Source organism: Immundisolibacter sp. (assembly GCF_041601295.1).
Taxonomy (GTDB): Bacteria; Pseudomonadota; Gammaproteobacteria; order Immundisolibacterales; family Immundisolibacteraceae; genus Immundisolibacter.
This window is the reverse complement of sequence record NZ_JBFIII010000025.1, coordinates 1-21,217: the sequence shown is the minus strand read 5'-3', so window position 1 is coordinate 21,217 and position 21,217 is coordinate 1. Positions and strand designations below refer to the sequence as shown.

Below are 21,217 nucleotides of genomic sequence, written 5' to 3'. Positions count from 1 at the left end.
GCGCATGGATATTCTAAGTTTCGCCGGTGTGGCGATGGCGTTCATCGCCATCCTGGGCGGCAATGCGCTTGAGGGCGGGCATGTCGGCTCCTTGCTGCAGGGAGCCGCCTTCGTCATCGTCGCAGGCGGGACGGTGGGTTCCGTCATGGTGCAAACGCCGCTGCCAACTTTCATGAAGGCCATGAAGATGGCCGCCTGGGTGTTCCTGCCACCCAAGCTGGACTTCAAGTCCACGCTGGAGAAGATCGTCGAATGGGGCAACGTGGCGCGCCGTGAGGGCCTGCTGGGTCTGGAAGAGATGTCCGAGGCCGAGACCGATCCGTTCACAAAGAAAGGTCTGCAACTGTTGGTGGACGGCAGCGAGCCGGACACCATCCGCGGTGTGCTCGAAGTGGAGCTGTCGGCCACCGAACACCAGGAAACCACTGCTGCCAAGGTCTTCGACGGCTTGGGCGGTTACTCGCCGACCATCGGCATCATCGGCGCCGTGATGGGCCTCATTCACGTGATGGAGAACCTGTCCGATCCGAGCAAGCTTGGCCCGGGCATTGCGGTCGCTTTCGTCGCCACCATTTACGGCATCGCGTTGGCCAACCTGTTCTTTCTGCCAATGGGCAACAAGCTCAAGGACGTGGTGCACCACCGCAGCCAGTTCAAGGAAATGACCATCGAGGGCCTGGCTTCGATTGCCGCCGGCGAGAACCCGCGCAACATCGAACTGAAGCTGCAAGGCTACATTCACTAAGTCGCCGCCATGGCCCGCAAACCCAAGCACGAAGAGCACGAGAACCACGAACGCTGGCTGGTGTCGTATGCCGACTTCATTACGCTGCTGTTTGCATTCTTCGTGGTGATGTACTCGGTGTCCTCGGTCAATGAGGGCAAGTACCGGGTCATGTCGGATTCGTTGATGGCAGCGTTTCGTTCGCCAACCAAGGCGCTCTCGCCGATACAGATCGGCAGCATCGCCAAGGCCCCAGCGTCGTCGGCGGTGGAACTGCCGCCAATGGCGGTCAGTCGGGTTATGGAGCAAGCCCGACGCGGCCCCGCCAAGGGTGGAACCGACGGTGATGCGGCGGCGGCTGCGGCAGCCGCCGCTGCCGCCCAGCAAGCCTTGCATCGGGTGGCCAACGACCTCGCCAAGGCCTTCGAGTCGCTGATCGCACAAGACCTGGTTGCCGTGCGCGAGGGGCGCCTGTGGCTGGAGGTGGAAATCCGCGCGGCAGTGCTGTTCGACTCGGGCAGTGCGCAAATCAAGCCCGATGCCCTGCCGGTGGTTGATCAGGTCGTGGACATCCTGTCCGGGGTTCCGAACTCGGTGCGGGTCGAGGGCTATACCGACGACGTGCCGATCGCGAACGGCCAGTTCCGCTCGAACTGGGATCTGTCGGCCGCCAGGGCCGGCAGCATGGTGCATCATCTTTTGCAGCACGGCCTGGCCCCGCCCCGCCTGTCGCTGGCCGGTTACGGCGAATACCGGCCGCTGGTCGAGAACGACACCGAAGAGGGCCGCAGCCGCAACCGGCGTGTGGTGTTGGTGGTCCTGGCAACGCCCGACGCCGCAGCCCAGCGCGACCTGGAGCTTGACGTCGGCCGCACGCAGCAAGAAGCGACACAGGTGCCGTTCCTGCCCGGCGCGGAGCCGCATCCGTTGTTGGTGCCGCTTGCCCCGGAGGGCGCCGCGTCGCCCTTCGCAGAACCGGTTCGCAGCGTTGGCGGACGTTGGCCGTCCGACCGCAATGGCGGTGATGTGCCGGCATTCGTGGCGCTGCCACCGCTGCCGCTGATAGCGCAGCCCCGCTAGTCACGGTCCGCCTGATCGGCCGGGATCCGCGGTTGCGGTAGGGGTCGGCGTGAAGCGACCCCGGCCGACCTGCTATGTTGTGCGACCGCGTGCCGATTGGCGCGCCGGGCCGCGCAACATCTATCGCCAGGGACTGTCATGCAAACGCGATTTCCGGATGCCGTGCGTGCCACACAGGAGGGCACAGCGGTCGAGCGCATCATCCGCAAGTGCGTGCATTGTGGCTTCTGCAATGTCACTTGTCCCACGTTTCAGGTGCGCCGGGATGAGCTCGACGGTCCGCGCGGACGTCTGTACCAGATAAAAAGCGCCGTCGAGACCGGCGTTGTCACAGCATCGCTGCGGACGCATCTTGACCGCTGCCTGACCTGCCGCGCCTGTGAGACCACCTGCCCGGCCGGGGTGGAATACGGCCGGGTGCTGGATTACGGGCGTGAACTGATCGAGCAGGCCGCGCCGCGCAGTCCCGGGCAACGCCTGCTGCGCCGCGCGTTACGGGAGGTCTTGCCACACGCCGGACGTTTTGCCCTGCTGCTTCGGTTCGGCCGCCTGCTGCGGCCTGTGTTGCCGTCCCGTCTAAGGGAGCTGATTCCGCCGACGCGTGCCGCCGGTGTATTGCCGACCCGACACCACGCCCGGCGCATGTTGCTGCTGGGTGGCTGCGTGCAGGACGCCATCGATCCGCGTATCAACGCTGCCGCGACGCGGGTGCTGGACCGGCTTGGTATCCGTCTGGAGACGATCAGCGGCGTTGGCTGCTGCGGTGCCATCAGCCAGCACCTGACGGCGCCGGATGAGGCGCGCAATTTCATGCGTCGCAATATCGATGCCTGGTGGCCGCAGATCCAGGCCGGCGCCGAGGCGGTGGTGGTGACCGCCAGCGGCTGCGCCGTGCAGGTCAAGGACTACGGCCATCTGCTGGCCGACGACCCGGCGTATGCAGCGCGTGCGCGCAGGATCTCCGAGTGTGCGCTCGACCTGTCGCAGGTACTGGAAGCGGAGGACCTGTCCGGCCTGAAGCCGGCCCCCGGCACGCCCCGTCGCGTTGCCTTTCAGAGCCCCTGCACGCTGCAACACGGCCAGCGCCTGGGCGGCGTGGTGGAGGGGCTGCTGCGCCGGGTCGGATTCGAGCTGTTGCCGGCGGCGGATGGCCACCTGTGTTGTGGAGCGGCCGGTACCTATGCCTTGCTGCAGCGCGAGTTGTCGCAGGAGCTGCGTGGGCGCAAGCTCGCAAGTCTTGCCGCGGGTGCTCCGGCGCTGATCGTTACCGCCAACATCGGCTGTCTTGCGCACTTGCAGGGCGCAGCTGCGGTGCCGGTTCGGCATTGGATAGAACTGCTCGATCCCGGCTTTGGCTGACGGCTTGTAACCGTTTCGCGCGCGCCCAATCTTAAGATCTATGCCCCTTGTGCTGGAGCCTGCCATGTCTGCCGAGACCCTCTACGCCACACCGGTCAACGACTACCCGCTGACCGTGGATGTGGAACGCGCCGAGCCGGTCGGCGCCGAGCGCGCCGCGCTGGAGGCGCGCATCCGCGAGTTGCTGCAGGCTCAGGATGCGGTGCTGGTGGCGCACTATTACGTGGACGACGCGCTGCAACAGCTGGCCGAGAGCAGTGGCGGTCATGTGTCGGATTCGCTCGACATGGCGCGCTTCGGCAACGAGCACCCGGCCTCGACGCTGATCGTCGCCGGCGTGCGCTTCATGGGCGAGACGGCGAAAATCCTGAACCCGGAAAAGCGCGTGCTGATGCCGGAACTGGAGGCTACCTGTTCGCTGGATCTGGGTTGTCCGATCGACAGCTTCGCCGCCTTCTGTGACCTGCATCCGGACCGCACCGTGGTGGTGTACGCCAACACCAGTGCCGCGGTGAAAGCGCGCGCCGACTGGTTGGTCACCTCATCGTGTGCGGTGGACATCGTGGCTCATCTGCGTGATCAGGGGCAAAAAATCCTCTGGGCGCCGGACAAACACCTGGGCGCGTACATCTGCCAGCAGACCGGTGCCGACATGCTGCTGTGGGATGGCGCCTGCATCGTGCACGAGGAGTTCAAGGGCGACGAGCTGGCGGCGCTGCGCCGCGAACACCCGCGCGCCAAGGTGTTGGTGCATCCGGAGTCTCCGGCCAGCGTCGTTGCCCAGGCCGATGTGGTCGGTTCCACAAGCCGCATGGTCAAAGCCGTGCAGGAACTGGATGCCGACGAATTCATCGTCGCAACCGACCGCGGCATCTTCCACAAGATGCGTCAGCTGGCGCCGGGCAAGCGACTGATCGAGGCACCCACCGCGGGCAAAAGCGCCACCTGCAAGAGCTGTGCGCATTGCCCATGGATGTCCATGAACAGCCTGAATGGCCTGCTGCGGGCGCTCGAAACCGGCGTGGGTGAAATCCACGTCGACCCGGCCATTGGCGCCCGGGCGCGCCTGCCGATCGACCGTATGCTGGAGTTCACCCGTCGCCAGAATGTACAAAGCGCGGGCGACGCGTAGATCCGCCCGGCAATGCTCGGGGGCGCCAGCACCCGCCGCCGATGGCGTCGCAGGTTCCGGACACAGTGACGCCGTGGCCCGCCCGCGTGTGTGGCCTCGTCAAGCAGGCGGTTCCGCGATGAAGATGACGGAGGCCGGCGTCTGGGTGTGTGGATGGAGTGGTTCACGTACCTCCAGCAGCCGAAAGCCGTTATTCACGAATAACTCCACCCAGCTGTCCAGGGTCCGAAAATACCAGGGCGCCGGGTCGGTGAAATCGGCACTGAACCCGGCCCATGAACCAGCGCGCCAGCCGTCCTGGTAGGGCAGATCGCCACAGGCGAAGACCGGATGCAGGGTTTGTACGATCAGTGAGCCGTGCGGATTGAGCAGTAATGGCGCCGTCCTGAATACGTCCTCGACCGATTCTTTGCCCAGCAGCGAGAAATTGCAGGCAATGACATCGACCAAAACGCCGTGTTTTCCGGTCGCGAGGTCCTCGTAGGAAACCTGAAGAAAACCACCGCCCCCGGCGGCCATGGCATCCGCGATGAGGCCCGGCACCGCATCGACGCCCAGCGCCTCGATGTTGCGCGCGGCCAGTTCCCGAACCAGCCATCCCTCGCCGCAGCCCAGGTCGAGAACCGAGCCTGGCCGGCGGCTGAGTATGGCCTCGACGATGGCCCGATCGGTCACCTGCACGCGGCTGTCGATTTTCCGGTCGCGTACCGCGACCGTCCACGCTGCGGCATTCCGGCCCCAGGACTCGAGTATTCGGGCCTCGCTGAATACCTTGGCGCTCATTCAGTCTGGTCCGTCGAGCTGAACTAGGGGCTTGCATCCGGTGCTCTGCCATACCGGCGAAGCACGACTCCAGGTGCGTGGATTCATGGCGCCGCAGTGGACCGGCGATGGGTGACCATCTTTCGCGTGAGCAGGCCGATGGACAGCCCCTGCGCGAGTATGGAAAACACGACCACGCCGTAGGTCAGGGCCACAACCGTATCGCGCGCCGGGCCAGCCGGCAGCGACAGCGCCAGCGCCACCGAGATGCGGCGAACAGCAGCAGCGACAGCATGCCCTGCATCAGGACGTCCGAAAAATCGATCGAGCGCAGCAGCGATTCCTCGTACTGGCGCAAGTCGTGAGCGATGCCCACGGCGTCCAGTCCGACCAGGGACAGAGACAGGGCAAGGGCTGCCGCCATCACCCCGATGGTGGTTGGGAAACCGACGAAACGGTGGTTCAGATACGCCAAAAGCGCGGTAATGACCAGGCAGATTGCGGCGATATTGAGCATGCGCGGGTTCAGTCTCCATGGTGTGCCCGCGCAGCCTAACCCGAAGCCGCGCCAGCTGGCGACGGGCCGTCGTTGTCCGGTCGGGCCGTGCTGACGATGTCGGGTTCGGCGTGACCTCACGTACCATCTGCGGACATCAGGACGGTGGTCATACAGACCCAAACCGATCGGGAGGCCCATGATTCGCACGATGCTGTACCGACCCGCGACGCGGCAGATTGCGACCGGGGCAGAGGAATTGGTCGATGCCTGGCGCCAGGAGCCGGACGCAATCCTGTGGGCGGATCTGTCGGACAACCCGCCGCAGGCTGAGCGCGGCATGCTGGTCGACAGCTTCGGTTTGCACCCTCTGGCGGTTCAGGACGCGCAGCGCAGCCGGCACCCGCCGAAACTTGAACTGTTCTCAGATCACGTGTTCATCCTGTTGAAGGGACTTGGCGCGGCCTCGGCGCAGACGCATTTCGAGTTCGAGACCATCCAGATCGCCATGTTCATCGGCGATCGATACTTCGTGACCCGTCATTCGGGACCGTCCCTGTCCATCGACCGGCTGTGGCAGGCACTTCAGGATGAACCTTCCGGATTTGCCGCCGGTTCCGACGCCCTGGCCCTGCGGCTGTCCCGGATTTCGATCGACCGTTATCTGGAGCGGTTGCTGATGCTGGAGCCACGGCTGGAGGATCTCGAACAGGAAATCGTCGCCCACCCGCGGGACGAGGTGCTGGCCGAATTGATCGGATACAAGACCAATCTGCGTAAATTCCGGCGCGTTCTGGTCTACCACGTACAGATATTCCAGGAGCTGCTCAGCGACCCGCCAGCGCAGATACATGCCGAGCGGGTGCACGAGATCCGGGATGTCTACGAGCATCAGGAACGCGCCAGCAGCCTGGCGACGCTTTACTACGAGGTCGCCTCGGATCTGATCGACGGCTACATTTCGGTCGCCTCCCATCGGCTCAACAACATCATCCGGGTGCTCACCATCATTACAGCCATCTTCGTGCCGCTCAGTTTCCTGGCCGGTGTCTACGGAATGAATTTCGAGAACATGCCCGAGCTGAAATCGCGCGCCGGCTATTTCGTGCTGCTGGGTGTCATGGGCGCCATCGCCACGGTGCTGTTGCTCCTGTTTCGCAAAAGGCGCTGGTTGTGACGGTGTGGGCGCGGCACCAGGCGTGGAGATGAACAGATGAGGCTTGCGAATCCCGTGGCCGACGCGGCGCTGGTTGCCTTGCAGGGCTTGACCGGGCGGGAGGGCGGCCTGTTCTCGGTCCAGTCGAACTGGCGCTCGGTCGAAGCTTTCTGGCAGGCCACAGTCGGCGGGCTGTCCCGGCCCTTGTTCGCCGTCGGCGACGTTGCCATCACGGTCGGTAGTTTGCTGCGAGTGATCGTGATCTTTACCCTCGCCTGGTGGCTGTCGCGGCTGGTACAGCTTGGAATGAGCCGGGTGGCTGCCTACCGCCCGAATTTCAACCAGGCCTCGCTCTACACCCTGAACCGGCTGCTGCACTACGTCGTGCTCACGCTTGGTTTCATCATCGGGATGGCGTCCATTGGCCTGGATCTGAGCAAATTTGCCTTGTTCGCCAGTGCGCTGGGTGTGGGCGTCGGCTTTGGCCTGCAGAACCTGATCAGCAACTTCGTGGCCGGCCTGGTGCTGCTGTTCGAGAAATCGCTCAAGGTGGGCGATTTCATCGAGCTTGAGTCCGGCATCAGCGGCGAGGTGCGCGAGATCAATTTTCGCAGCACCCTGATCACCACCAACGACAACATCGACATCGTCGTGCCCAATTCGGTGTTCGTGAACGGGCATGTGACCAACTGGACCATGCGCGATGTGATCCGGCGCATCCATGTGCCCTTCGGTGTGGCCTATGGCTCGGACAAGGACCTGGTGCGCACGGCCGCCCTGGAAGCGGCAGGCATCGTGCGGCACACGCTCACCGGCATCGACTCACGCCAGCCCCAGGTCTGGCTCACCGCGTTCGGTGACAGCAGCCTGAACTTCGAGCTCATCGTGTGGCTGACCTCCGAGGCGGTGAAGCGCCCCGGCGCGGTCCAGGCCGACTACTTGTGGGAGATCGAGACCGCGCTGGGCAAATACGGTATCGAGATACCGTTCCCGCAACGGGACCTGCACATTCGCAGCTGGTCGGACAGTGCCCAGCCGCCGGTTCCGGTGCGTATCGACCAGCCGACCTGATCCTTCGGGTGCGGCGGCACACGCGTCGACGCTGACCGGCTGTTTCCCGACGGCTCAAACCCCCAGCGCGTCGAACTCGTTGACCAGCAGCGCGACCGGAAAATCCGCGAGCAGCTCGCCAACACCAACCCACCGGTCCTTGCCGCAAGCTGCTTGGCCGCCGGTCAGGGTGTTGTGCCAGTCAGCGCCGGCATCGTCGGGTAGCGCAACGCGCGTATCGCGCCAGTCGATGCGCAGCGCCGCCTCGGCCCGGTCATCTGACAGTTTGCTCAGCAGGCGTGGCACCACCGTCACCACGGCCTTGCCCTCGAGAACGCGGCCATAGGCGCAAACGTGGTCGGCGAACTTGCCCTCTACCTTAAGTGGCCGGTAGTCGCCGTCACGAAACACCTGTGGCCATTGCCTGCGCAGGCTCAGGCTGCGCCAGATCAGGTACAGCTTGGCGCGCCCGTCCTGCGGAGTCTCAACCAGCGGCCGCAGGCGTTCCGCCCACCGGGCCGGCTCCACATCCAGCAGCGCCTTGAGGTCGGCCAGATGCCGGCGGCGAAGGCCATAGTCGACCGGGCGGCGGTTGTCCGGATCGACCAGGTGGAACTGCCACAGTTCGCTGCCCTGGTAGATGTCCGGCACCCCCGGCGAGGTCATTTTTAGCAGGGTTTGCGCCAGGCTGTTGAGCAGGCCCTGGTGGGTCAGGCGCCGCGCCGCGGTGGCCAACTCGGCCAGGAACGGGTTGGTCTCGCTAGGGGTCAGCAGATCCTGGATGAAGCCGGACAGCGCTGCCTCGTAATCGGCGTTGACGTTGATCCAGCTGCTGTGGGTCTTGGCCTCGCGTACCGCTTTTGCCATGTACTGCTCGATACGCGTCCGGTACTCGGCCAGTGCCTCGGCGTCCGGCTCGTGAAGGGGCCAGGTGCCAACCAGGGTTTGGTACAGCAGATACTCATCGCTCGGCGAGGGTGCCAGCAGGCCGTCCAGCGGACGTTTCCTGCTGCGATTCAGGCGCCGCCAGCGGTGCACGGTCAGCTTCCAGGCGGCCGGTACTTCGGACAGCACGTTGATGCGCGCACGCACGTCCTCGGCCCGCTTGCTGTCGTGGGTGGAGGTAGCCAGCATGTTGTGCGGCCAGTGTTTGGCGCGCGTGCGAGTGGCGGCGTGAAAGACGGCCACTGAAATACCGAAACGTCGTGGATCGCTGCCGACATCATTGAGCGAGATCAGCCGGTGGTAGCGGTAGAAGGCAGTGTCTTCCAGGCCCTTGGCCATGACCGGGGCGGTGTACTGCTGGAACTTCATGGCAAAAGCACGTACCTGGTCGCGGTAGCTCGGCCGTTTGTCGGCGCCGATGTCGGTGGTCAGCACGTTGCGCACGAAGTCGTAGATGCCGACGTCGGCCGCCTGGCTGCGGCGTTTGGCCACGGCCACCGCCCAGTCGATGTGGCGCCGGTCGTCAGCCGACACGCGCCCGGCGGTGATATAGGTCCGATACACGGGAAAGCAGGCGGTAACCTCGCTCAGCGCGTTGCGCAGGCCGTTCAGCGTGTAATCGCAGGTGTAGCGGCTGGCCCCGGCGATTCGCGCCAGCTGATTGGCGAGCACGTTCAGCTCGCTTGCCAGGGCCGAGCGCATGATCAGCTTCTTGCACTCGTAGACCAGGTCGTCGAAATCGCCGGCGTGCGGCGCGAAGTCGGCATAAATTCGCGACATGCGCCGTTGCGCCGCGGGATCGACGAACAGGGCGTTGGCGAGATTGGCGAAGCGATAGCCGGTAGCGCCGTGGATCGGCCAGTCGTCCGGCATGCGTTCGTGCTCGGCGAGGATCTTCTCGACCACCAGGTAAAGCGGTAGCTCGCCGCGGTCCTGGCCCGTGGCGACCGGTGCCAGGCTGCCGTTGCGACGGTTTTGCACGCTCGCCTGCAGACGCTGGAAATAATCGTGCGGGTCGTTCAGGCCATCGGGGTGGTCGATGCGCAGGCCGTGCAGGGTGTTATCGGCGATCAGGTCGAGGACCAGGCGGTGGGTGTCGTCGAACACGGCCGGGTTCTCCATGCGCAGTGCCGCCAGGTCGTTGATGTCGAAGAACCGCCGGTAGTTGATGTCGTCGGCGGCGACCCGCCAGTAGGCCACGCGCCAGGCCTGTGCCTTGATCAGCTCGTGCAGCTGGTCGCGCCTGGCCTGCTCGCCAGGTCGGCCGTTGAATTCTGCAAGGCCTTGTTCGATGTGCTGCAGGATGGCTGGCATTGCTTCGCACAGTGCCGCCAGCTGCCGCTTGTAAACCTCCTTGTCGCGGTTCCGCTCGGCAACCTGTCGCTCGTGGGTCTCATGTTGCGGTGGCAGGTGGCCGAAGGCCGTGAGCAGACTTTGCAGTTCGTGCAGGCGCTCGTGGTCAGGGCCCAGGGTCGTGGCCAGACGGTCCAGGTGCAGGCCGACAATGCGTGGGTACTCGGCCGGATCAACCGGCAGGCGATGCTGGTAGTAGTTGACGGAAAATTCGCCGCGAGTGGCGTCGAACACCAGTGTCAGCTCCCCGCGGCTGAGCACCGCGCCGTAATGATCGCCCAGCAGCGGCAACAGGACCTTGCCGCGCAGTTCCGGATTCAGCGGCTGCCAGTCGATGTCGAAGTAGTCGGCATACACCGAGGCGGCGCCGTTCTCCAGCACGCCCAGCCACCACTGATTGTCCGAGCCCATCACCCCCATGTGGTTGGGCACCATGTCCAGAATCTGGCCCATGCCATGCTCCTGCAAGGTGGTGATGAAGCGCTGGAAATCCTCGGCACTGCCGATTTCCGGGTTGATGGTGTTGTGGTCGACGATGTCGTAACCGTGACTGCTGCCCGGGCGGGCGCGCAAATAAGGCGAGGCATAGCAGTGGCTGATGCCCAGATCGGCCAGGTAAGGCACCAGCTCGGTAGCCTGCGCCAGGGTGAATTCGTCGTTGAACTGCAGGCGATAGGTGGCGCGCGGGACGGTGGTGGCGGGCGGTGACGACGCGGGCTGGTGGCGCGGCCAAACGCCGCTGCCGCGCTCATTGCGCAGGATGGTGGTGATGGACTGCCAGCGAGCGTCATCGGCCCAGGCGTCCAGCGGCAACGGCAGCTTGCGCCGCCAGTTCGGATGGCCGTTGGTGCTACCCGGCAGGTTGGTTTGCTCGATGACGCCGAAGATGTCCTCCGGTTGCACCACCAGCGCGCACGACGGCGTGCGGGCAAGGTAATGGTGTACGGCGTCACTCAGTGCGGGGGTGATGTCGGGGACCGTCACCGGATCGATGCCGATGTCTGGCGGCAGCAGCTGCTCATGTTGCAGGGCGATCAGTAGCCGGGCGCGGTCCAGGGCGCGTTCGGTCACGGCGTTCTCGTGCAGCGCTGGCGTCGGAAACAGGTCAAGCTCGGCACGGGTATCCAGGTCGAAGCTCTTCCAGTAGCCGCGCAGGGTTGGCAGGTCATGCGTGCTGACCACCGCCAGGGCCTGATGCGGGAACTCGCCTGGCGGTTTGAACGAACCGTCGTCGACGCGTTCGAAAATCAGCGGTCGGTAGCACAGCACGCCGGCCGTGGTCAGCGCGCCGCGCAGACCGTCCGGTACCGTGCCCAGATCCTCGCCGATCACCAGGCATTCATTACGCTGGCTTTCGAGCGCCAGGATGCCCAGAAGGTCCTGGAACGGGTAGCTGACGTAGGCGCCGTCCTCGGCACTGCCGCCTGCCGGCACCCAGAACAGGCGCATCAGACTCATGGCGTGGTCGATGCGCAGCGCGCCGCAGGGACTCATGGTGGCGCGCAAGGTGTCGATGAACGGTGCGTAGGCGCTCTCGCGCAGCCGATGCGGCACGAACGGCGGCAGGCCCCAGTCCTGGCCATGCAGATTGAACTCGTCGGGGGGGGCGCCGGCATAGGCGCCAAGGGCGTATACCTCCTGCTGGACCCAGGTATCGGCGCCGCCCGGATTTACCCCGAGGGCAATATCCTGGTATAGGCCGATGCCCAGGCCGTGGCTCCACGAAGCCTGGCCAGCCGCGGCCAGCTGCTCGTGGGCCAGCCACTGCAGGTAGGCACGAAAATCAACTTCGTCCGAGTGGGCTTCCGCAAACTGGCGCACGTCCGATGATTTGGGGTCACGGTAGGCCTGCGGCCACGCCGGCCAGCCCCAGACGGTTTCGTCATCGGCCCGAAAATGGGCCTGTAGAGCCTCGAACAGGGCGTGTAGATGCAGCGCCTCCCCCTGCGCGGCGCGGTACTGGGCAAAAGCGCGGGCACGATCGCTGTCGCTTGCCAGGTGGTCGCCGCGAAAATCCCGCCAGCTGAGGCGCAATGCCTCCAGCTTGCAGGCAGTGACGCCTGGGTAATCCACCTGCTCTGCTGCACGCAAGCGGCGCAGACGCGCCTGGAAGCGTGGACTGGCGATCAGCTCGCGCGTCCGCGCGCTGTCGTTGCTGCTGGCCGCCGCCTCGACATCGATGTACAGCAGGTTCAGGAACAGCCGGCTGGACGGGCTGTAGGGACTGCAATGCTGCGGTTGGTCGGGAAACAGCGCGTGCAGGGGGTTCAGGCCGACGATGCCGCCGCCGGCCTGCGCGGTCAGGCCAACCAGCGTTTGCAGGTCGCCAAAATCGCCGATGCCCCAGTTGCGCTGCGAACGCAGGCTGTAGAGTTGAACGGTCGGTCCCCAGGCGCGGCGTTCCGCGCGCACCGCCTCGGGCTGGAAGCAGGTGGCGGGGGTGATGATCAGGGCCATCTGGGCTGACGCCTCGTCCTGCTGTTGCGGACACTCCAGCTCGAACCGGTGGTAGCCGGTCACGCCCAGTGGCGGTAACTCGAGGCTGTATCGCCGATAGCCGGTCCCGCCGATCTCCCGTTCCGCAACCGGGGTGGCCTGTGCCGGTCGAAACTCGCCGCCTCTTCCCTTGTCCGTTTCGGGGGTCAGACGCCACTGAAATACCCGCTGCGTCCAGGCGCTCGGGACGGTAATGGTGATCTGAATCGGCGCCTGGCTGAGCGTCAGTACCTGCACCGGTGGCAGCAAGCGGCACCAGTCGCGCGCCTCGATCTGTTCAATCAACTCGGCGCTGTCCGCGTCGGGTGCCAGGTGCATGGCGGCGAGCAGCGCGCGGCGCGTGGTATCGGACACGGCATGGCTGCGGCCCCACACATCGTGATACACGGGCTGGATGCCGCACAGCTCGGTCAGGCGCGCGAGGGTCGGGTTCTGAGGCATCAGCCGGCGCCCCGCGCTGCCAGGGTCCAGGCCACCGACCAGGGCGGTAGCTGGCCAGCGTCATGCGCGGTGGTCGACAGATTGCGGCTCAGGTAGAGCACCCGCCCCGGCTGCATCGGCAGCTTGACCGGCGCGTCGCCCAGATTGGCCGCGAGTGCCAGCTGGCTGCCGTCTCCCAGCTGCCACTGCACAGTCAAGGCGCGATCGCCGGTTAGCGTGAGTTTGCCGCTGTCGCCCGACATCCCCGCCAGCCGGGGGATGATTTCGGCATGCCGGATCGCCAGCAGGTGGCGGTACAGGGCCAGCCAGTGATCATGCGGCGGCTGGTCCAGCGCCGACCAGTCGAGCACGCTGGCGGCAAGGGTTGCCGGCGCGTTGGGGTCGGGTATCCGCTCCAGCGCGGCGGGGTTGGAGAAGCGGGTGAAATGCGCGAACTCCCGCCGCCGCCCGTCGGTAACGGCGCGGGCCAGTTCGGGTCCGAAATCACAGAAAAACAGAAACGGCTGCGCGGCGGCGAATTCCTCACCCATGAACAGCATCGGCGGCTGGGGCGCCAGCAGCAGCAGCGCGGTGGCCGCCTCAAGGGCGACCGGTGCCGCCAGGTGACACAGGCGTTCGCCAAAGGCGCGATTGCCAATCTGATCGTGCGTCTGCAAGGAGTTGACGAAGGCGGCCGGCGGCAGGTGGCGGCTCGGCTCGCCGCGACTGGCGCCCTGGCGAAACGGCGACGGGTCGCCCTGAAAGGCAAAGCCCTCGCTCAGGCAGCGACCCAGCTGGGCCACCGGGGCGCTGGCAAAGTCCGCGTAATAGCCATCCTGCTCGCCGCTGAGCAGCACGTGCAGGGTGTGGTGAATGTCGTCATTCCACTGCGCGGTGGCGCGCCTGGGGTGGCCGTCGGGGTCGCGCTCCAGCCGGTGCGCCTGGTTGCTTTCGTTCTCCAGCACCATGTGAATGAGCCGTGTTCTGCCGGGGCCGGCGTGCACCGCCGCGCACAAGGTGTCGATGATGTCGGGCTGCGAGTCGTCGCAGATGGCATGCACCGCATCCACGCGCAGGCCATCGAAGTGGAACTCTTCCAGCCAGTACAGGGCGTTGTGAATGAAAAAATCGCGTACCACCTCGCTGCCGGGCGCGTCGAAGTTGATGGCCGCGCCCCACGGTGTGGTGTGGCGCGGGTTGAAAAATGCCGGCGCGTAGGCATGCAGGTAATTGCCATCCGGCCCAAAGTGGTTGTAGACCACGTCCAGCAGCACCATCAGCCCGCGCGCGTGCGCCTCCTGGATCAGGGTTTTCAGAGCCTCCGGCCGGCCGTAGGCGGCATCGGGGGCAAACGGCAGCACCCCGTCGTAACCCCAGTTGCGCCGGCCCGGAAAGTCGGCCACCGGCATCAGCTCAATGGCGGTTACGCCGAGCGAGACCAGGTAATCGAGGCGCTGGAGTACGCCATCGAAATCCCCGCCGGGGCTGAACGCGCCCACGTGCAGTTCGTAAATAACGGCTTGCTGCCATGGCCGGCCGCGCCAGTCGCCGTCACGCCAGTCGAAGGCGGCCGGATCGATGACCTCGCTGGCGCCCTGCACATCGTCCGGGTTGAAGCGGGAGGCCGGATCCGGCACCCGCAGCGCGCCGTCGATAAGGTATCGATAGCGCGTACCTGCGCCGATGCCGTCCAGTCGCAGTGTGTGCCAGCCCGCAGCGTCGGGGGTGAGGGGAATCAGGCGCTCGCCGGTCGCCGTTGTCAGTTCAAGTTCCACGCGCCCGGCGCCGGGTGCCCACAGGCGAAACTGCGTCGATGCCCCATCGACCTGGGCCCCGAAAGGCATGGCATGCTGCCGTTTCATGCCGTCTCCTGTTCCGTCAGCAGAACCAGCGAACGTGCTTCAAGCGGGTAGGGGATGTTGCCTGGATAGGCGCCGTCGGCGACCAGGCCACTGTGATAGTGCGTGTCCAGCAGGACTTGCCAGCTGCTGCCCGATTTCAGTTCCGGCAACTGAAACGGCAGTGGGTCGTGGTGTGTGTTGAACAGCAGTATGAAGTCGTTGTCGCGGACCGGGCGACCCCGCTGGTCGTGCTCGGTCAGCGAGCGGCCGGACAGATACACGCCCAGGCACCGTGCAAAGTCGTGATCCCATTCGTCCTCGGTCATCTCGGTCCCGTCCGGCTTCAGCCAGTGGATGTCCTTGATGTCGGCGCCATGAATGGGCTTGCCCTGAAAGAAATGGCGTCGGTGGAACACCGGATGCTCGCGGCGCAGCTGGATGATCCGCTGCACGAAGGCGAGCAGCTCCTGGTCGGCGGCCGACAGGTCCCAGTCGATCCAGCTGATCGGGTTGTCCTGGCAATAGGCATTGTTGTTGCCGCCCTGGCTGCGACCGATCTCGTCGCCGGCCACCAGCATGGGTACTCCCTGCGAGAACAGCAGCGTGGCGAGCAGGTTGCGCTTCTGACGCGCGCGCAGGGCGTTGATTTTCGGGTCGTCGGTCGGCCCCTCGACGCCGCAGTTCCAGGACAGGTTGTTGTCGTTGCCGTCCTGGTTGTCCTCCAGGTTGGCCTCGTTGTGCTTTTCGTTGTAGGTGACCAGGTCGCTCAGCGTGAAACCGTCGTGGGCGGTGATGAAATTGATGCTGGCGTTGGGTGTGCGCCCACTCGACTCGTACAGGTCACTCGAACCGGTAAAGCGTTGCGCGAACTCGCCGATCAGGCCGCCGTCGCCTTTCCAGTAGGCACGCATGGTGTCGCGATAGCGGTCGTTCCACTCGGCCCAGCCGGGGGGGAAGTTGCCAACCTGGTAGCCGCCTTCGCCCAGATCCCAGGGTTCCGCAATCAGCTTGACCTGCGACAGCACCGGGTCCTGGTGCAGGACGTCGAAGAAGGAGCCCAGCCGGTTGACCTCGTACAGCTCGCGCGCCAGCGCCGAGGCAAGATCAAAGCGAAAACCGTCGACATGCATTTCCAGCACCCAGTAGCGCAGCGAATCCATGATCATCTGCAGCACGCGCGGATGCTGCATGTTCAGGGTGTTGCCGCAGCCGGTGAAGTCCATGTAGTAACGCGGGTCGTCCGGCATCAGGCGGTAGTAGGAGGCGTTGTCGATGCCGCGGAACGACAGCGTCGGTCCCAGTTGGTTGCCCTCGGCGGTGTGGTTGTAGACCACGTCGAGGATCACCTCGATGCCGGCCGAATGCAGCGTTTTCACCATGGTCTTGAATTCGCTCACGCCGCCGCTTGAGCTGTAACGGTGCTCGGGCGCGAAAAAACCAATCGAGTTGTAGCCCCAGTGATTGTGCAGGCCCTTCTCGACCAGGTGGCGATCGTCCACAAAGGCGTGGGCGGGCATCAGCTCGACCGTGGTCACGCCCAGGCGCTTCAGGTGTTCGATGACCGGGCTGGTGGCCAGGCCACCATAGGTGCCGCGCAGCTGTGGCGGCACCTCGGGGTGGCGCATGGTGAAGCCGCGCACGTGCAGTTCGTAGATCACCATGTCGTGCCAGTCGATATTCGGCGAACGGTCGTTGCCCCAGGAGAACGCCGGGTCGATGATGCGGCACTTGGGCATCCCGGCGGCGTTGTCGCGGCGGTCGAAGGACAGATCCTGGCGGCGATGGTTGATGCGGTAGCCGAAATGGGCATCACTCCAGCGGATCGGTCCGACGATGTCCTTGGCGTACGGTTCGATCAACAGTTTGTTCGGATTGAACCGGTGCCCGTGCGCCGGATCGTACGGACCATGGACGCGATAGCCATAGAGCAGGCCCGGTCGCGCCTCGGGAAGGTAGCCATGCCAGATCTGGTTGGTTCGTTCCGGCAGGGTGATGCGTTGCAGCTCCCGCCGGCCGGAGGGGTCGAACAGGCACAGCTCGACCTTGTGCGCATGCTCCGAGAACAGGGCGAAGTTGACACCCTCGCCATCCCAGGTGGCGCCGCGCGGAAACGGCTTGCCCGGCCACACCGCATTGATGATCTGTCCCAAGTCAATTGCTCCTGTTCGACCATGCGCCAAGCGCCGCGCTGGACGCATGATGATGTTCGTGACGGGCCACGGGTGGCCGATTTTCAGTGGCCCGCGGGCCGCCAGCCAACTGGAATGCAGGCGTCCGGACCCGGCCGGGCCTCTGCCAGTCAGTTGCCGGTGGCTGGGACCCGCACGGGGTTTTCTTCAGCGTTCCTCATGGGTGGCGCCGAGCTGACCCAGAAGTCCGGATATCGGGATGTCCAGCCAGTCCGGCCGGTTGTCCATCTCGTAGCGGATCTCGTACAGCGCTTTCTCCACCAGGAACAGATCGATCAATCGTTCGGCGTCCTTGTCGTCCCGTGGCCAGGCGGGGCAACCGGTAATCGCGGTCCGGTATCCGCTCAGGAACGCCTGCCTCGCCGACTGCTCCCAGGCCAGGGCCAGGGGTGCCAGGCGATCCCGGTCGCCCGGTCGCTCCGTTGTGCTGCGCTTGACCGCCATGCCGGCCGCGTAGCTCAGTGACCGAAGCATGCCAGCGACATCGCGTAAGGGGGAATGCTTGGCTCGCCGTTCGGCAATCGAGCGACCGGGTTCGCCCTCGAAGTCGATGATCACGAAGTCGTCCTGAACCATCAGCACCTGACCCAGGTGGAAGTCGCTGTGGTAGCGGGTGCGCGCTGCTTCCAGCCCGGCCAGCGCCTGCGGTTTCAAGCTCTCGAGCAACACTGGCCGCAGCGACAGCAGTTGGTCGCAGGAATCCACCAGGGATACGGGCAGCACGGCCCGAAGCTCCTCCAGGCGTGTGAAGGTCAGTACTGCTTCGTGGCGGATACTTTCTACCCATGCGGTCAGATCAGCGCTGTCGATCGGTTCCGGATCGAATGCCGGATCGCCGGTCGTGCGGCCGAAGGCTTGATGCAACTGCGCGGTGCGCTGCCCGAGGATCTGCAGCTGGTGAAGGATGAACGCGTGTGGCTGATCTTCGCTCTTGACCGACTCGGCTACCTGCTCGGCGAAGAACCGGTCCAGGTACTCGACCGTGTAGGTCCATGCCGTGCCCTGGTTCTCGACAAAGGGTTGCAGCAGGGCCAGCGCCATATTCTGGCCATCCGGCCGTTGATATTCGATGACGCCACCGACCGGCACGATGTGCTCGGCGGGCGACTGTTCCGTGAGGAAGCAGCCGATTTCCATTTCCGGGTTCGCGCCGCGTTGCAGGTGCCGGTAGCCTTTCAGGAACATGCGCTTGCCGAAGGAAACCGAGGTGTTGCTCTGTTCCAGCGCCAGATGGTGAACCGGTTCCTCGGCCGCCTGGGCAAGGTCAGGAATGGCGCCGGTGTTGCGAAAGCGCACCGTGCCGTTGCCCATGGGCAGGGTCACACCACCCTGGATGCCATGCACCAGGGCACGGCAGAAGCGCTCGTCGCCGAAGGCGCCATACAGAATCCCGACCCGCGCTTTCTGGCGCACCTTGGCCAGCGTCCACGGCAGCAGGGTTTGCAGCTTGTCGTCACTGGTATCGTCCTCCCAGGCGATGGACAGCGGCAGGAAGTAGGTCTGCGCCGGGCCGGCATCGGCGAAATGCACTTCGATCAGAGCCAGCAACCAGCTGCCGTCCGGGCCGTTCCAGTCGGCTTGCTCGATGATTTCGATGCGCTGTATGGCGCGGCCCTTGGCGGCGAACCAGCGCTTGCCGATCAGGTACGGCGCCAGGACGTCCTTTTGCAGCTGATCCTGCGCGCGCGCGGAGATGGCGCGCCGGACCGTGCTGGCGCTGCTCTTGCTCTTGAAGAAGGTTCGCCAGCCCTCGCTGAGCACCAGCACGGGCGGCTCCCGCACCGGCAGCTGGTCCTGATGCCAGGCCGGCGCGGCAACATCGCTTGCCAGTCGGAAACTGAAATACCCGTAACCCTTGAGTGTCAGCAGATAGGTCAACTCGCCAATCGGAGGGAACGCGGTGTGGCCCAGCAGTTCCACCGGAATTTTGCCCTTGAACTCGGCCAGATCCAGCTCCACTGGCTGCGCCGTGCGCGACAGATTGACCACGCACAGGATCTTTTCGTCCTGCCATTCGCGCACATAGGCCAGAATTTTGCGGTTGCCGGGCGCGAGGAACTTCAGCGTGCCACGGCCGAAGGCGCAGTAATTCTTGCGCACCGCGATCAGGCGCTTGGTCCAGTGCAGGAGCGACGACGGACTGCGGTTCTGCGCCTCGATGTTGACCGTCTCGTAACCATAGACGGGGTCCATCACCGGCGGCAGGAACAGGCCCTGCGGATCGGACTTCGAGAAACCACCGTTGCGGTCGGGACTCCACTGCATGGGCGTGCGCACGCCGTTGCGGTCGCCGAGGTAGAAGTTGTCGCCCATGCCGATTTCGTCGCCGTAATAGATGATCGGCGAGCCGGGCATGGTCAGCAGCAGGAAATTGAGCAGCTCGATCTTCTCGCGGTGGTTGTCCATCAGCGGCGCCAGGCGGCGGCGTATGCCGACGTTGACCCGCATGCGCGGGTCGATTGCGTACACCTGGTACATGTAGTCCCGCTCGCGGCTGGTCACCATCTCCAGCGTCAGCTCGTCGTGGTTACGCAGAAAGATCGCCCACTGGCAGGAATCCGGGATGTCCGGGGTCTGGCCCATGATCTCGACTACCGGGTGGCGGTCTTCCTGGGCCACGGCCATGAACAGCCGCGGCATCAGGGGAAAGTGGTAGGCCATGTGGCATTCGTCGCCGTCGCCGAAATACTCGCGCACATCCTCGGGCCACTGGTTGGCCTCGGCCAGCAACAAGCGGTTCTTGTAATGGGCATCGACCACGGCGCGCATCTGCCGGATGACAGCGTGGGTTTCCGGCAGGTTCTCGTTGCTGGTGCCTTCGCGCACGCACAGGTACGGGATGGCATCCAGGCGCAGGCCGTCCACACCCATGTCCAGCCAGAAGCGCATGACGCGGATCACGGCGCGCACCACGGCCGGGTTGTTGTGATTCAGGTCCGGCTGGTGCGAGAAAAAACGATGCCAGTAATAGGCTTGGGCGACCTCATCCCAGGCCCAGTTGGATTTTTCAGTGTCGCTGAAGATGATGCGCGTGTCGGCGAATTTCTTGTCGGTATCGCTCCAGACGTAGAAATCGCGCTTGGATGATCCGGGCGGGGCACTTCGCGCCGCCTGAAACCACGGGTGCTGGTCCGAGGTGTGGTTGATCACCAGCTCGGTGATCACCCTCAGGCCGCGCCGGTGTGCCTCGCGCACGAAATTCCTGAAATCGGCCCGCGTGCCGTACTGCGGATCGATGTTGTGGTAATCGGAGATGTCGTAGCCGTCGTCGCGAAACGGCGACGGATAGAACGGCAACAGCCACAGCGTGTTGACCCCGAGGTCCTGCAGATAGTCGAGTTTTTCGGTCAGGCCCCGGAAATCGCCGACCCCGTCGTTGTTGCTGTCAAAGAACGCCTTGACGTGCAACTCGTAAATGATCGCGTCCTTGTACCACAGCGGGTCAGTGCGCCATTCGGTGGCCGCGACGGCTTCGGTGAGGCTGGTGCCAGGTTCCATGCGGATGGTCCTTCTCAGAGGAAATAGTCGAAATCGCGCTCGCTGCGCACGCGGCGTCGCAGGCGCAGGATGTGTACCGGCGAAGCGTCAGGCTCAAGGCGGACAAAATTGCTCGGCCCCTGCCACAGATAACGCGCGTCCGACAGCAGGTCGTGGGCCTGGTAGGCGCTGTCGGGGTCAATGCCCAGTTCTGTCAGCGGCAAATTGATCCATCCCGACTGGGGGTTGTACGGATCGAGGTTGGCGACAACAACGATGGTGTTGATCTCGTCGGGCGCCACCTGGTGCGACTTGCTGAAGCACAGCAGCATGTCGTTGTCGATCGGGTGAAAACGCAGGCTCCAGTCCCCTTGCAGGGCCGGGTTGTCGCGCCGGATGCGGTTCAGGCGCGCGATGTAGTGCCTGAGGCTGTCCGACCGATCCAGATCCCACTGGCGTATCTGGTACTTCTCCGAGTCGAGGTACTCCTCACTGCGCGGCTCGCGCGGCTGATGCTCCATGAGCTCGAACGCCGGGCCGTAGATGCCGTAATTGGCGCCCAGCGTGGCCGCCAGGGCAACGCGCAGCAAGAACGCCGGGCGGCCACCGAACTGCAGGGACTCGGGCAGGATGTCCGGCGTGTTGGGCCACAGGTTCGGCCGGAAGTACTCGCGCGATCCGTCCTGGGACAGCTCGGTGAGGTATTCGGTCAGTTCCTGCTTGGTGTTGCGCCAGGT

12 protein-coding genes and 1 pseudogene are annotated in these 21,217 nt (G+C 64.9%); 6 read left to right on the top strand and 7 right to left on the bottom strand.

The genetic code is table 11. The features are described 5' to 3' along the window. Positions 1-4 precede the first annotated feature (4 nt). From ABZF37_RS05015 to nadA, 4 genes are all read left to right on the top strand, one after another. The gene (locus ABZF37_RS05015; RefSeq protein ID WP_372717418.1) at positions 5-745 is read left to right on the top strand and encodes a flagellar motor protein; all 741 of its coding nucleotides are present in this window, start codon (positions 5-7) and stop codon (positions 743-745) included. A gap of 9 nt (positions 746-754) precedes the next feature. Then, on the top strand, positions 755-1,804 hold the full coding sequence (motD, locus tag ABZF37_RS05010) for a flagellar motor protein MotD (RefSeq protein WP_372717416.1): 1,050 nt from the start codon (positions 755-757) through the stop codon (positions 1,802-1,804). Positions 1,805-1,942: 138 nt separating this feature from the next. After that, entirely contained in the window at positions 1,943-3,163 is a 1,221-nt protein-coding gene (gene glcF / locus ABZF37_RS05005) for a glycolate oxidase subunit GlcF (RefSeq protein WP_372717414.1), read from the top strand. A 64-nt stretch (positions 3,164-3,227) separates the two neighbouring features. Further along, entirely contained in the window at positions 3,228-4,295 is a 1,068-nt protein-coding gene (nadA, locus tag ABZF37_RS05000) for a quinolinate synthase NadA (protein WP_372717412.1), read from the top strand. A 99-nt stretch (positions 4,296-4,394) separates the two neighbouring features. Here nadA and ABZF37_RS04995 read toward each other — a convergent pair whose 3' ends face one another. Continuing rightward, positions 4,395-5,078 carry a class I SAM-dependent methyltransferase gene (locus tag ABZF37_RS04995; RefSeq protein WP_372717410.1) on the bottom strand — a complete coding sequence of 228 codons (684 nt, stop codon included), beginning with the start codon at positions 5,076-5,078 and terminating at the stop codon, positions 4,395-4,397. 184 nt (positions 5,079-5,262) lie between these two features. Continuing rightward, positions 5,263-5,574 carry a hypothetical protein gene (locus tag ABZF37_RS04990; RefSeq protein ID WP_372717408.1) on the bottom strand — a complete coding sequence of 104 codons (312 nt, stop codon included), beginning with the start codon at positions 5,572-5,574 and terminating at the stop codon, positions 5,263-5,265. A gap of 178 nt (positions 5,575-5,752) precedes the next feature. Here ABZF37_RS04990 and corA point away from each other — a divergent pair, with 178 nt between their 5' ends. Both corA and ABZF37_RS04980 read left to right on the top strand, forming a co-directional pair. After that, positions 5,753-6,730 carry a magnesium/cobalt transporter CorA gene (gene corA / locus ABZF37_RS04985; protein WP_372717406.1) on the top strand — a complete coding sequence of 326 codons (978 nt, stop codon included), beginning with the start codon at positions 5,753-5,755 and terminating at the stop codon, positions 6,728-6,730. Positions 6,731-6,766: 36 nt separating this feature from the next. Further along, positions 6,767-7,780: a mechanosensitive ion channel family protein gene (locus tag ABZF37_RS04980; protein ID WP_372717404.1), complete on the top strand. Its 1,014-nt coding sequence runs from the start codon at positions 6,767-6,769 to the stop codon at positions 7,778-7,780. 54 nt (positions 7,781-7,834) lie between these two features. On the opposite strand, the gene ABZF37_RS04975 is transcribed toward ABZF37_RS04980, so the two are convergent. The 5 genes and pseudogenes from ABZF37_RS04975 to ABZF37_RS04955 all read right to left on the bottom strand — a co-directional run. Beyond that, positions 7,835-12,994 (bottom strand): malto-oligosyltrehalose synthase, encoded by a 5,160-nt coding sequence (locus ABZF37_RS04975; RefSeq protein ID WP_372717402.1) that lies wholly within the window; start codon positions 12,992-12,994, stop codon positions 7,835-7,837. After that, a complete protein-coding gene (gene treZ / locus ABZF37_RS04970) occupies positions 12,994-14,835 on the bottom strand; it encodes a malto-oligosyltrehalose trehalohydrolase (RefSeq protein WP_372717400.1) in 1,842 nt (613 codons plus the stop codon). Before treZ ends, ABZF37_RS04975 begins: the two co-directional genes overlap by 1 nt. After that, positions 14,832-17,012 carry a glycogen debranching protein GlgX gene (glgX, locus tag ABZF37_RS04965; protein ID WP_372717398.1) on the bottom strand — a complete coding sequence of 727 codons (2,181 nt, stop codon included), beginning with the start codon at positions 17,010-17,012 and terminating at the stop codon, positions 14,832-14,834. Before glgX ends, treZ begins: the two co-directional genes overlap by 4 nt. Positions 17,013-17,150: 138 nt before the next feature. After that, positions 17,151-20,501 carry a maltose alpha-D-glucosyltransferase gene (treS, locus tag ABZF37_RS04960; protein WP_372717396.1) on the bottom strand — a complete coding sequence of 1,117 codons (3,351 nt, stop codon included), beginning with the start codon at positions 20,499-20,501 and terminating at the stop codon, positions 17,151-17,153. Between the two features lie 14 nt (positions 20,502-20,515). After that, positions 20,516-21,217: pseudogene (locus ABZF37_RS04955) on the bottom strand (alpha-1,4-glucan--maltose-1-phosphate maltosyltransferase); the annotation flags it as partial.

Excerpts from the sequence above, each read along its gene's own strand:
- ABZF37_RS05015 (WP_372717418.1), top strand. The coding sequence starts at position 5 with ATGGATATTCTAAGTTTCGCCGGTGTGGCGATGGCGTTCATCGCCATC.
- motD (WP_372717416.1), top strand. The coding sequence starts at position 755 with ATGGCCCGCAAACCCAAGCACGAAGAGCACGAGAACCACGAACGCTGG.
- glcF (WP_372717414.1), top strand. The coding sequence starts at position 1,943 with ATGCAAACGCGATTTCCGGATGCCGTGCGTGCCACACAGGAGGGCACA.
- nadA (WP_372717412.1), top strand. The coding sequence starts at position 3,228 with ATGTCTGCCGAGACCCTCTACGCCACACCGGTCAACGACTACCCGCTG.
- ABZF37_RS04995 (WP_372717410.1), bottom strand. The coding sequence starts at position 5,078 with ATGAGCGCCAAGGTATTCAGCGAGGCCCGAATACTCGAGTCCTGGGGC.
- ABZF37_RS04990 (WP_372717408.1), bottom strand. The coding sequence starts at position 5,574 with ATGCTCAATATCGCCGCAATCTGCCTGGTCATTACCGCGCTTTTGGCG.
- corA (WP_372717406.1), top strand. The coding sequence starts at position 5,753 with ATGATTCGCACGATGCTGTACCGACCCGCGACGCGGCAGATTGCGACC.
- ABZF37_RS04980 (WP_372717404.1), top strand. The coding sequence starts at position 6,767 with ATGAGGCTTGCGAATCCCGTGGCCGACGCGGCGCTGGTTGCCTTGCAG.
- ABZF37_RS04975 (WP_372717402.1), bottom strand. The coding sequence starts at position 12,994 with ATGCCTCAGAACCCGACCCTCGCGCGCCTGACCGAGCTGTGCGGCATC.
- treZ (WP_372717400.1), bottom strand. The coding sequence starts at position 14,835 with ATGAAACGGCAGCATGCCATGCCTTTCGGGGCCCAGGTCGATGGGGCA.
- glgX (WP_372717398.1), bottom strand. The coding sequence starts at position 17,012 with ATGCGTCCAGCGCGGCGCTTGGCGCATGGTCGAACAGGAGCAATTGAC.
- treS (WP_372717396.1), bottom strand. The coding sequence starts at position 20,501 with ATGGAACCTGGCACCAGCCTCACCGAAGCCGTCGCGGCCACCGAATGG.